Raw genomic sequence first — 12720 nt, forward strand, 5'->3', positions numbered from 1 at the left:
AAACCCTCATACCTCCCGAAAAATCACCTTGAACCTTTACAAAATCCGAACGACATCAATTCGACCTTCAACACTGGATGATGAAACCTCGGCTGCTTCGAATTCGTAGGGCGGTCGGGCATCCGACCTATCAATGGATAGATCTATAAAATCGAAGAGGCTGCGATCAGCTAACTGGGAAGGACTTACGCTTTGTAAGCTGTGAAAGATGTTTTCTACGCAGCCAGGATTTACCGAATCCCACTCCGCAATCATCGACTTGATTTTTTTCCTCTGCAAATTCTCTTGCGATCCGCAGAGATTACACGGAATGATTGGATATGCGCTATCGGCAGCGACCTTTGCTATATCTTTCTCGCGACAGTAGGCGAGTGGCCGGATGACTATATTCCTCTTGTCATCGCTAAGAAGCTTAGGAGGCATCCCTTTCAATTGCGCTTGGAAAAACATGTTCAGAAACAAAGTTTCAACCATGTCATCCATATGATGACCGAGTGCCAATTTAGTAGCCCCAATTTCCTCAGCAAAACTATAAAGCGTGCCCCTTCTGAGTCTAGAGCAAAGAGAACAAGTAGTCTTACCTTCTGGGATCTTACTCTTGACAACGGAATAAGTATCCTTGTCAATTATATAATAATCAATCCCTTTAGCCTCGAAAAACTCAGGCAATATATGCTCCGGAAAGCCAGGTTGCTTCTGATCAAGATTAACCGCCACAACACTGAATTTTATTTGCGCAACTCTCTGCAAGTGCAGCAAAGCGTCAAGCATAACGAATGAATCTTTGCCACCACTTACGCAGGCCATAACTTTGTCGCCATCTTCGATCATTGCATAATCTACAACAGCCTTGCCCACATTGCCGCGCAGCTTTTTACGACGAAGTTCCGCAGCTTTATTAATCTGAGATACCTGTTCGCCCATCATCATAAACACTAGCTTCCAATTAAATATTTACAAGCCCAGCTTACTATAAAAACCTCGCCCACCTTGCAACATCCCGCACCACTTGCGAAGGATTGAGATAGTTAGACACTACCAAAATCGGACGCATAAACAATTCGAAGCAAAGCACAACATTGAGGTCACGTATTTAATATACGACATACACTCTTAAGTAAATCTATAAGTCAGTATCATCTGCCGAGTTTGACGCCAGCTATATCATAACAAGATTATGCCTGCGTTTTATAGAAGCTCCTGACCAACGATTGCATTTAGCTTGACCGAGTCGCAACAGAGGAGGATCACAGCACGGAACTCTGCGAGTCACGCGGAGAGGCCGCAGCAGCCTCAGAATCACATGTGGTGTCAGGCAGGCTCAGTCATTGAGGCTGGATTCAGACGTTGGAGATTAAGCCTTCAGCGCAGCCTCGATCGCGACAAAGTCGATCTTCGTCATGCCATCAATGGCCTCGAACGAACGCGTTGCTGCCGCTCGATCAGGGCTGGGTATTGCAGCCGTCAGGATATGTAGGGAGATCTACCACGAAACACCCACTCGTCCCTGTGCCAGCCATACGCGCTCACCTGGCCCCATTATTAATGATCGCGCTCACAAGTGGTCCGTCTCAGCCTGATCATCGGTCGCGACCTGGAACGAAAAAGGCTCTTTGTACTGGAACACCGGGTCGTCGTTCAGGCCAAGGCAGGACATGCGCTACCCTGATCTCGACCGCGAACACATCGCCCAGCTTGCCGGCTGGATGGTCGCCGGGAGCGTGGTGGACTGAATCTCGAACTGAGAAAGGAATCAGCCACCGAATAGAACGGCAACGAGATCGTGAATGTGTAAGCGTCTGGGGAATACACCTGTCCCAAAACCCGGTCTTGGTGCGCTCACCGTAACCGTCCGCCCAACACACCTTCCCGATCCCAGCAATTAGGGCAATGATGCCAAATCAATCCAAAGTGGGCACCTGAAATGCCCATACCGGCACAGTCACATTAGTTTTGGCTAAGGTCAGTTATCCCACCATGCGTCTCGAGGCGTGTTTGCCTGCGATAAAAGGCGTGAATAGCCCATACCACCCCTACGAATAGCAACCCTGTCCCAAGCGCTTCCATAGGAGAGGGCCAGCGTTGGTTGATGAGCAGGCCCATCGTAGTTGCATAGATGGTTCCGCTGGCGATCAATTGCCCGCTGAGAGCCAGAGGTAGACGTCGAGTTGCAATTGACCATGCCCAGGCACCCGCAAGGGTAGCCCCTAACCCCTGAATCAACCCACAGACTAATAGCGCCTGAGTACCTGCTAACCCGCTCGGATGGCTAGCGAAGTGGGACAGGTTCAAGTGCAGACCAACGGGTATGAACGCCAGCATCTCGACGCTGCACATGAAGATCAGCATGGCTGACCACAACATGGGGGACATGCTTGGGCGCTGAGCCAAAGCACTTTCATTTAACAATCCAAAGCTCGTCCAAAATCCAATTGCCATTAACGATGCGAGCAGCCCCAGCAGTATCGAATGGGTCGGGAGCACCACCTTTGCGGCGCTAAAATCAAACACGCTCAAGTTGACCAAACTTATGCCCAATGCCGCCACCAGCAGCGGCCCTGCAATGGCGCGCCAGGGCACGCTGGAGCTTCGCATGTTGCCGGCAATCGCTAGAACAATCGGTACTGACCCCATCATTACCGGAGGGATCACCGGCCCAGCTGCCAAGACCGCAGTGGTGATCAGGAAGAAGTAGCCGATGTATCCCAAGAAGCCCAGCAGTGCGGCACAGGCCCAGTCGCTCAGTCGCAATTGCCGAACTTCGCTGCGGTAAACAAACAGCACAAGCAGGCTACCTAAACCGGCAAAGGCATAGCTCACCACAGCCAGATCAAAAAGGCTGTAATCGCCGACCAACCCCGGAAAGATGTAGAGCAGCGACCATGAAAAAGTGGCGGCAATGGCCGCCAATAGGCCGAGGGTCATACGCTCTGCTCCTGTTGGGTCTGCTTCCGGATCCAGCAATGAGCTACGTGTCGGGCAGTGTCGAATACCCGCACGTCCTGGCCCATGGCGCCGCTGACAAAACTGCCCTCCAGTAAGATAAACAGCCCCTCAGCAACTACGTCAGGGTCACTTATACCGGCGCTCACGGCCAAGGTAGTGAGATTGTCGCGTATCCCTTGCTTGTGCCTGCTCACTGCCAAATGCACAGGGTGGCTAAACTGTGGGAATTCAGCCGCACTGTTGACGAACAGGCACCCGCGCTCGCTATCTTGCAAAAGAAAGCATTGATACAAATCGAAAAAAGCGAGCATGCCACTGACCGGGTCAGGATGCCCTGCCAAAGTGCGCGCTACCTCTTCACGCCAGCGTCGGTCACGCTCCTCAAGGCAAGCCACTATCAGCGCATCCTTAGAGGGGAAATGGCTGTAGAGCGTCATCTTGGTAACACCCGCCATAGCGGCGATGGCCATCACACCAGTAACGTATATACCTTGTGACAGAAACAGCTTCAGCGCTGAGTCAATCAAGCGCTCACGGGTATTGTCCAATTTAAGGCACTCCGGCATGGGGACGGAGATGACTATACTGACCGGTAAGATTAATGTGCATCCAAATACGACCTGAATCATGGCCGTTACGACACAGACCGCAGCATGCCAGTGCAGCAGTAAATCGTAGGATTTGGCCAATCAGGAAGTTCGCTACGCTAGCTAAGCGCCCCCTGCACCTGCGTGGTTAAACGGACGCCCACTGATGCGGCAGTAGCTGGTCGATCTCACTCGCCCGCTGCGTCGGCAGCCGCGTCAGCACATCTTTGAGATAGGCATACGGATCATGCCCATTCATCCGTGCCGACTGGATCAAACTCATGATCGCCGCCGTCCGTTTACCGCTGCGAAGCGACCCGGCAAACAACCAGTTCGACCGCCCAAGCGCCCATGGCCGGATCAAGTTCTCGATCTGGTTGTTGTCGATGGGCACAGCACCGTCTTCCAGGTAGCGCGTCAGCGCTACCCAACGTTTGAGGCTGTAATCCAGAGCCTTGGCCGTGGCCGAACCCTCAGGCACGAGTTCACGCTGGGCCAACATCCACTCATGCAGCTTTTAAGCGATGGGCACGGCTGTTTCCTGGCGTAATCGCCAACGGTCTTCGTCGCTCATTTCCTTGGCGTGTCGCTCGACTTCGTACAGCCCGCCAATCGAGTGAAGCGCCTGCTCCGCCAATTGGCTTTGGCTACATGCAAGTCAAAGAACTTGCGGCGTGCATGGGCCATGCAGCCGATCTCGGTGATGCCCAGCTCAAAGCTGGCCTTGTAGCCGGCAAAGTCATCACAAACGAGCTTGCCGTTCCAGGTGCCCAAGAAGTTACGCGCATGTTCGCCAGCACGACTGGGGCTGAAGTCGTAGACAACGGCCTTTAAGGCCGAGAACGGCGCAGTGCTGTAGGCCCAGACATAAGCGCGGTGGGTTTTCTTCTCGCCGGGCGCCAGCATTTGTACCGGCGTTCATCGGCGTGGACGACGCGCTGGGCCAGCACTGCTTCTCGCAACGCATCGACCAGCGGCTGAAGCTGTACGCCGGTTTGCTGGCGTGGTTCTGCCTGTGCGAGAGCGGGATGAAGTGCTTTTAACTCCGCCTCGATGGCTTCGAGGTCGGTATTGAGCAGGTCATCAAGCAAGCTACCTTGAGCCGGGCTGATCTGCTCGCTGCGCTTGGCAAACTTGTGGCGTTTGAGAATGGCGATTTCGTGAGTGAGTTGCTCGATGATCGTCTCATCACGATGAATTTTTCTGTCCTGGGTGTCGATCTTGGATATCAACTGCGCAGCCAGTGCGCGCAGTTGTTCGGGAGTCATTTGGTCGAGATCGGGCAAGGAAGTCATGCCGTGGATTTTACCAAAGCAGCCCGAGTGCTAAAGCTGAAAGGCGCGTTTAAAGCAATGTAATTGCGCCGCCCGCACCGACTCGTTGCCAGGGTAATCCAAGTACCAGCGCCTGAAGTTGTTCGGGGTCGAGTTCGACCTCCGTCCCACGATGGACGCCTGACGGTGATGTATTTATCACCCAGAGGCAGCGAGATGATCACCATCTCTTCTGATGCTCGCCTTGGTACCGCTTTTACCGGAACGAAAGCCGGCAGGGTTGCAGGTGATTGATCCCGGTAGGTCGGTAGCCACTTGCGGATCACGTTGGCATTGATGCCGTGATGGATGGCTACGCTGGAAATCGTCGCTCCGGGTTGGAGGCATTCCTGGATGACCTGGGCTTTGAATGGTTTGGGGTAAGAGCTTCGTTAGCGCATGGAAATCCTGGCGATAAGGGCGATCGCGTCCGCTTAAAAATACGCGGACACGATCGTCCTTAATGCTGGGATTTTGAAGGTGTGTTCGCCGGGCGCTTACGTGAATGTATGGTGTTTGAACTTATTTCATGAAAGCGTTGCATACCAACTAAGCTGAGTAGGCCCCTTTCAGGGGAGAGTATTTTGCGGCGGAAGCAAATTCCGCGCCCAGCAGGGAGTTGGCGGATGAGAAAACGCAGTACTTGGACATGGAGCTGGGGCGTTATTGCCACGCTTATCTTGGGTTTTGGTTTCAGTTTTCTCGGGAGTTGGCTCCTCGAGCGAACGAATGAGCAACGGGCTACAGACGCTGTCGCTGCGGCCACTGAAAACGCGGCGGTGTCAGTCCTGAGTCGTCTGAACCTCTACCAATATGGCCTGCGTGGTATCAGAGGGGTGGTGTTGACTGCAGGTGAGCATGGCATCAGTCGGGAGGCGTTCGACCGATATAGCCTCACACGTGATTTTGCTACCGAGTTTCCCGGGGCTAGGGTGATGGGGTTTGTGAGACGTGTACCGGAGCAGGAAGAAAGTCAGTTCCTCAAGTTGGCGCGCGCCGATGGCAAAGCGGATTTTTCAGTTCGTCAGTTCTCACCACAGGCTGGTGAGCGCTACATCATTCAGTATGTTGCACCTGTCCAGGGGAATCAGGCCGCTATCGGCTTGGACATTGCGTCAGAACAATCCCGTTATGCCGCCGCCCTAAGTGCTGTGAAAAGCGGAGAAGCTCGTATCACCGCTCCCATTACGCTGGTGCAAGCCACTGGCAAACCGCAGCAGTCCTTCCTGGTGCTCATGCCGATCTTCCGTGGCGGAGCAACCCCGGAAACTGTCACGGAGCGTGAGACGCAGACGATAGGTTGGGCCTACACGGCAATCCTGACTGGAGATGTGCTGAAAGACCTGGGTATCGAAAACGAAACGGTGCACCTTCAACTGACTGATGTCACCACCCCCGGGAAAGCGGAGGTTTTCTACGAGAGTACCGATGACTTGAAAAGTCATGAGGTGCTAATGACCCACAAGCTTGAGCGTGAGGTCTATGGCCGAAAGTGGCAGATAGTGCTTAGCGCACACCCCTCATTTATCGAGCGCCTGCATCAGGTCTCACCAAAGCTCATTCTTTTGTTGGGGGGCTTAGTAACCCTGCTGTTGGCGGCCTTGACTGGGGTCACGAGCCTCAGCCGCCATCGACGGCGGCTGATTTTTGCTGAGCAAGCAAGGTTGGCCGCCATCGTCGATGGTTCGGCCGACGGCATTATCGGCAAGACTCTCGACGATATCGTGACCAACTGGAACAAAGGTGCGGAGCAACTTCTTGGCTATACCGCAGAAGAAGCCGTCGGCAAGCCCATGGCCGCACTTATCGTTCCCAAGGAGTTGGTCGCCGAAGAAGCCGACTACCTTGCCCGTATCAAGGAGGGAGAACGGATCTCTAACTTTGATACGCAACGTATTTGTAAGGACGGTCGACAGGTTGAGGTTTCGGTCAATATATCGCCTATTTATGATGAGACCGGACACGTGGTCGGCGTCTCAAAGACACTGAGAGACATTTCCTCGCAAAAGCTGGCAGAAGCCAGGATTCTCGAACTCAACTCTAATCTGGAGCAGCAGGTCGCCCAACGAACGTCTGAGCTGCGACACCTCAATCTGCTGCTGGGTAGCGTTTTGCGCTCGGCTACCGAGGTCTCAATCATTGCGACTGATCTAGATGGCACTATTCGTGTGTTCAACAATGGCGCCGAGCATTTGCTGGGATATGACGCCGCAGAAGTGCTGGGAATCCGCAGCCCCATGCTGATTCATGTCCCCGAGGAAGTCGCAGCCCGTAGTATCGAATTGACCAGTGAATATGGTCTGGCGATCGAGGGTTTTCGGGTATTCGCTCATAAGCCTGAACTTGAGGGGGCGGAAACCCGTGAATGGACCTACGTCCATAAGGACGGCTCGCAGTTTCCGGTGACGTTATCGGTTACTGCTATGCGTGACGACGACGGAGCATTGAGTGGTTACTTGGGCATTGCGGTGGACGTTACTGAGCGTAAGGCGGTTGAGGAAAAACTTGCAATTAGTCTTGCTACAACTCAAGTACAACGCGCAGAGCTGTTGGCGGCACGTGATCAATTGCTGATGGCTGCGGAAGTTGCCGAGTTGGGAATCTGGTCCTGGACATTGGAAGATAACTCCTTGCAATGGAATGACAGGATGTTTGAACTCTATGATCTACCACTTTCGTTGCAAAATAATGGGTTGAATTATGAGCACTGGCGCTCCCGCGTTCACCCCGATGACTTGATGATTGCTGCGCAAGAACTCGATGCGGCGATCGAAGGGCGGGATGTATACGATTCAATTTTTCGTATTGTTCGTCTTGATGGACAGGTACGTTCTATTCACGCGGGAGCACAAGTCGAGCGTGACCACGCGGGTGTTGTATTGCGGTTGACCGGGATTAATCGAGACATCACGACGCAGCGCGAGCTTGAGTCTCGGCTGCTTTATGCTAAAGAACAGGCCGATGCTGCGAGCGCGGCCAAGTCTGCGTTTTTAGCAAATATGAGTCATGAAATTCGTACACCAATGAATGCAGTTCTGGGGATGTTGCAGTTGGTGCAGAACACTGACTTGAGTGTTCGGCAGCTTGATTATGTGAGCAAGGCGCATAGTGCTGCTAAGTCGTTATTGGGCTTGCTTAACGATATTCTTGATTACTCCAAGATTGAGGCTGGCAAGTTACAACTGGACGTGCATCCTTTTGAACTTGAAGCACTTATGCAGGAGCTGGCCGTTGTATTGGCGGGTAACCAGGCACAGAAAGAGGTCGAGGTGATGTTCGATCTTGATTCGAACTTGCCAAATGACCTGATAGGCGACAGTTTGAGACTGCAGCAGGTGCTGATCAATCTGGCAGGCAATGCTCTGAAGTTCACCCTGCAAGGCCAGGTCGTAGTCAGCCTCAGTCTGCTGCAATGCAGCCAAAATATAGTGAGCATACGTGTTGCCGTATCTGACACTGGAATTGGTATCAGTCCGGAACAGCTTCAGTGGATTTTTGATGGCTTCACTCAGGCCGAGGCCTCGACCACTCGGCGTTTTGGTGGCACCGGCTTGGGCCTGGTGATCTGCAAGCGCCTAGTAAGGATGATGGGAGGCGACCTGCAGGTAGAGAGTCAGGTGGGAACGGGCAGTCGTTTCTGGTTCGATATCGATCTGGAGATTTCTACGACCCCCTTGCCAAAGCTTGCTCACACGGCGATCGATGCCAGCACCCGAATTCTTATTGTCGACGATAACGCCATCGCCGGAGAGCTGCTATGGAGAGCTGTTCAAGCCTTGGGAGGGCAGGCAGATCACGTCAATAGTGGCGCTCAAGCCCTGGAGTGGGTACACAAGGCGCGGGCGCAGGGAGAGGCCTACGATCTGATTCTAATGGACTGGCGAATGGCTGATATGGACGGCATCAGTACTGCGCGGATGATTAAACAACAGAGTGATGGTGCGCCACCGAAAGTGATCATGATCACCGCTTATGGTCATGAAGTATTGGCTGATGCCTATCAAGCCGGAGATGCTCCTTTTGTCGGCTTCCTCATCAAGCCTGTGACCCCCAAGCAATTGGCAAGTGCAGTGCAACGTGCGCTCAACACCACTAACGACGCCCAGGCGTCTTGCGCCAAGTCGGTAATCAACAAGATCCGGCGCCTCGACGGCCTACGGTTTCTGGTAGTGGAAGACAACATGCTCAATAGGCAGGTCGCCGATGAGTTGCTGACAGCAGAGGGAGCGCAGATCACGCTAGCGGAAGGTGGACTGGAGGGCGTAAGCAAGGTACTGGCTGGTGGTGATCCGTTTGATGTCGTACTGATGGATATACAGATGCCGGACATTGATGGTTTTGAAGCAACCCGCCGAATTCGCGCAGACCGCCGTTTCGTCACACTGCCGATTGTAGCGATGACGGCGAATGCATCCAGCAGTGATCGGGAGGCCTGCCTAGCAGCAGGCATGAATGGACACATCGGTAAGCCTATAGACTTGGAGCAACTTGTTGCGACACTTCTACTTCAAGTGAAACCTACGAGCAGCGTGACAGTACCGACTGAAGCACAGTGTGCTGTAGAAGAGACTGTTGTCGAGCCGCGTGAATCAATCATGCGCCGTTTTGGCAGCAATCTGGATTTGATTCACAGTGTTTTGCGCAACTTTGGCCCAGAAATCGAGAAGCAACTGACTGAGTTGCATGATCAGATCCAACATCAGGATTTTTTAGCGGTGACACGTACGCTTCACGCCATAAAAGGCAGTGCTGGCACCATGGGAGCCAGGGCGCTCTCATCGCTCGCGGGTCGTCTGGAGTCCATGCTTTTGCATAACACCGACGCTTCGGTGCCAACCGCCCTTGCAAGCACTACCTGTGTCGACGAGTTGAGCGAGTTGCTGCATGCTAGTGTTGAGAAACTGAATACGGAGTTTGATTCGCCCGCGCACTTGAATGTTGATGCCCGTTCGGAGCCCATTGCAATCACACAGTGGCGAGAGTCCCTGGAGCAAATTCTGCTATTGCTTGAGGTGGGCAACCTTCAGGCGATAGAGCTGGCGGATGCACTGGCGCCAAAAACACCACCGCCGCTGCGCGATCGATTCGACGAATTAGTCATTCTGGTGCAGTCACTTGATTTCGGCACCGCGATACCGATTGGCCGCGACCTCTTGAAAATCGCTTGATGGAGCCATTTATGGAAGCTTGGTTACCACTCACTCATGTTCGCCCTAAACTCTTAATTGTCGACGACCAGCCGGCCAATATTCGAGTATTACATGAGCTGTTTCGTGAATATTGTCATGTGTTCATGGCTACCAATGGCGAGCAAGCAATCAACCTGTGTCAGACCCAGCTACCTGACCTGATCCTACTGGACGTGGTCATGGAAGGCGTGGATGGTCACGAAGTCTGTCGACGGTTAAAGGCCGATCCGTTGACCCGTGCTATCCCTATCATTTTCATTACAGCTCAGCAGCAAGACTCTGACGAAGTGTTAGGGCTTGAGCTGGGAGCTGTTGACTTCATTAGCAAGCCTATCAATGCGGTAATTGTCAGGGCGCGTGTACGAACACATTTGACCCTCAAGTTACAGAGCGACCTGCTGCGTACCCTGGCGATGATGGACGGTCTTACAGGCGTGGCTAATCGGCGTAAGTTCGATGAGCACCTGATATCTGACTGGAGACAATGTTTCCGAGAGCAGAAACCATTGTCGCTGATTATGGTCGATGTCGATTTTTTCAAACGCTTCAATGACCGTTATGGGCATCAGGCAGGAGATGCCTGCTTGCGAGCGGTTGCTCAGGCACTAGCAGAAGCGGTGAGGCGTCCCTATGACCTTGTGGCGCGTTATGGTGGCGAGGAGTTTGCGTGCATTCTGCCCAATACAGATCTTCCTGGAGCCATCGAAATTGCAGAAAAGATGCAAGCACGTATTCGTGGGCTGGGTATTGAGCATGCTGCTTCCGATGTAGATCGCGTGGTGACTATCTCATTAGGTGTCGCAAGCATGACGCCGGCAGGTGATCTTGATTGGCAACAATTGATAACGATGGCAGATAAGCAACTATACGAGGCGAAGATAAAGGGAAGGGCCAGAGTTTGTTTTCTTGCTGCCTGATCCTTCACTGAATAAGTTGCGAACATCCGCTGAAGCAGTTGGGGGTGGGGCAAGTGTTTGAAGGCATCTAAAACGGAAAGCCTCCCTGGCCTTGTGCGAGACGCAAGCTTCTTGGGTCTCCACAACAGCCCCGGAAGCTTCCCCTTTGCTACCATAACCGCTTGCTCGTGCCAGGACCTCAAGGCCATGGACGATCAGCGTTTCACACTGGCGACCAGTATGTCAGAAACACCCAATTTGCCTAGGCATTAGAACTGGCGTAGATGTTGTTCAGAACATGGTGTTTACGTTGGCTGATTGTTGTGGAACGGCTTGATTGACATCCCAGTGTTCAACAATCCTGCCATCCTTGACCCGAAAGATATCGACACCGGCTGTCCCAGGATCATTAGGAGTTCGGGTCGAGTGGACGTGTAAGTAGACTAAATCACCATCCGTAGCACTTCGAACAACCGTTGTATGCGCTTGGGGATTCCTGTTGAAAAAGTCAGTGAAGTAAGAGACGAATGCTACCTTTCCATCCGGAACATGCGGGTTGTGCTGCTTGTAGTCATCGACTATGACCTTGGCAGCCTCATCGACTTGATGTCTGTTGAAAAAGGCGTCATAAAACTTCAGTACAACTAGTCGATTCTGTTCCTCCGTTATTAGGTTTCTTAGCGTATCAGGATTGGCTAAAACACAGGTGCTTTTTGCCAAAAGTATAATGGCGGCGACCACGAACAAATTGAACTTACTTAAGGCCATCATGTGTACTTTCCTGTGCTTAATGTTTTAGCGAAAATACTGAGTTGTTAGTGATCGGCAGCACCGCTTCGAGCTTCGGAGAGTACTATCATTCCCTCCTCAGAGTTTTGACGTTTTGTTTGTGAATGGCGAGTTTACAATATTCATCCGGAGCTAGTTTGAGTATCTCCGCAGCCGCTTTCATGGCTTCATAGTCCTTCTGATGCAGTGCAATATGGATGTGAATTTTTTCTGTCTGACTATTCATCGAGTTCTCTATTTTCACGTTAGGTGCGTTTCCGCTAATGGCGCGTCAAACCGAGAAATAGGCCCAGTTGGTGATCAGGTCTTTAACAACTTGAAAGCATGCATCCATTCATTTCGAGAAAACCCGGGGATACACCACAGCATGCACAGCGGTTCAATAGCGCGAGCTGCCTCAGCAGCGCCCATGTCAGCTGTTTCCCAGCCAATTTGTGCCAGAAGCCCTCTCACTTCGACCTTAGCTTTCGGTTCGTTACCGGCAATGAACATGGTTGGTGGCCCGCCGTCGAACTTGGGGTCGATGAAGTGCAAGTAGCCTACTGAATTCAGCGCCTTGACGAAGTGAATATCTTGGAATTCTGCTTGAATCAACTCCAGCAAAGACTCATTGGGACCAGTGAAAAATGACATCACTCCATTTACCGGTGGCGCATCAGCAACTGGATTGGTGGCGTCGATAACCGTCTTACCCAACATCCTCTGTGGTCCTGAAGCGCGCAAGACAGCCATAGCTGCCGAGCCTTTGACAACGAGAATTAGTAGCGCCGCAAACTCCGCGGTCTCCGCAAAGCTGCGTATTCCGATGCCCTCCTCGCGAGACCAGTCGGCCAGCTTGGTGGGATTGGAGGTTCCCACTACCACGTCATGCCCTTTGCTCTTGAAACCGACAGCCAGTGTCTGCGCTACGATGCCCGAACCAAGAACGCCTATCCGCATATACATATTGAAGTCCTCCCAGCTAGTGTTGTTGAGTTGGTGAGAGGACTTTAGGGCTAGG

8 protein-coding genes and 2 pseudogenes are annotated in these 12720 nt (G+C 52.6%); 2 read left to right on the top strand and 8 right to left on the bottom strand.

The window, feature by feature from the left end; all coding sequences use genetic code 11:
- Positions 1-36: 36 nt before the first annotated feature.
- From ttcA to M5G17_RS27560, 5 genes and pseudogenes are all read right to left on the bottom strand, one after another.
- The gene (ttcA, locus tag M5G17_RS08030) at positions 37-924 is read right to left on the bottom strand and encodes a tRNA 2-thiocytidine(32) synthetase TtcA (RefSeq protein WP_419185016.1); all 888 of its coding nucleotides are present in this window, start codon (positions 922-924) and stop codon (positions 37-39) included.
- A 1023-nt stretch (positions 925-1947) separates the two neighbouring features.
- Positions 1948-2925, bottom strand: a complete 978-nt coding sequence (locus M5G17_RS08035) for a DMT family transporter (protein WP_273892430.1) — start codon at positions 2923-2925, stop codon at positions 1948-1950.
- Positions 2922-3494 carry a TetR/AcrR family transcriptional regulator gene (locus tag M5G17_RS08040; RefSeq protein WP_273917266.1) on the bottom strand — a complete coding sequence of 191 codons (573 nt, stop codon included), beginning with the start codon at positions 3492-3494 and terminating at the stop codon, positions 2922-2924. Before M5G17_RS08040 ends, M5G17_RS08035 begins: the two co-directional genes overlap by 4 nt.
- 187 nt (positions 3495-3681) lie before the next feature.
- Positions 3682-4828 (bottom strand): annotated as a pseudogene (tnpC, locus tag M5G17_RS08045) (IS66 family transposase).
- Positions 4825-5226, bottom strand: a pseudogene (locus tag M5G17_RS27560) (transposase); the annotation flags it as partial. The pseudogenes tnpC and M5G17_RS27560, both read right to left, overlap by 4 nt.
- A gap of 246 nt (positions 5227-5472) precedes the next feature.
- On the opposite strand from M5G17_RS27560, the gene M5G17_RS08050 reads away from it, so the two are divergent.
- Both M5G17_RS08050 and M5G17_RS08055 read left to right on the top strand, forming a co-directional pair.
- Complete coding sequence (locus tag M5G17_RS08050; protein WP_273892432.1) at positions 5473-10014, top strand: PAS domain-containing hybrid sensor histidine kinase/response regulator; 4542 nt, start codon at positions 5473-5475, stop codon at positions 10012-10014.
- Between the two features lie 11 nt (positions 10015-10025).
- On the top strand, positions 10026-10952 hold the full coding sequence (locus M5G17_RS08055; protein WP_273892433.1) for a diguanylate cyclase: 927 nt from the start codon (positions 10026-10028) through the stop codon (positions 10950-10952).
- A 270-nt stretch (positions 10953-11222) separates the two neighbouring features.
- On the opposite strand, the gene M5G17_RS08060 is transcribed toward M5G17_RS08055, so the two are convergent.
- The 3 genes from M5G17_RS08060 to M5G17_RS08070 all read right to left on the bottom strand — a co-directional run bounded on the left by M5G17_RS08060 (position 11223) and on the right by M5G17_RS08070 (position 12665).
- The gene (locus M5G17_RS08060) at positions 11223-11702 is read right to left on the bottom strand and encodes a nuclear transport factor 2 family protein (RefSeq protein ID WP_273892434.1); all 480 of its coding nucleotides are present in this window, start codon (positions 11700-11702) and stop codon (positions 11223-11225) included.
- Positions 11703-11787: 85 nt separating this feature from the next.
- On the bottom strand, positions 11788-11946 hold the full coding sequence (locus M5G17_RS08065) for a hypothetical protein (RefSeq protein ID WP_273892435.1): 159 nt from the start codon (positions 11944-11946) through the stop codon (positions 11788-11790).
- 74 nt (positions 11947-12020) lie between these two features.
- Positions 12021-12665, bottom strand: a complete 645-nt coding sequence (locus tag M5G17_RS08070) for an NADPH-dependent F420 reductase (protein ID WP_273892436.1) — start codon at positions 12663-12665, stop codon at positions 12021-12023.
- Between the last annotated feature and the right edge of the window lie 55 nt (positions 12666-12720).

The sequence above is a fragment of the Pseudomonas rubra genome, from assembly GCF_028656935.1.
Classification (GTDB): Bacteria; Pseudomonadota; Gammaproteobacteria; order Pseudomonadales; family Pseudomonadaceae; genus Aquipseudomonas; species Aquipseudomonas rubra.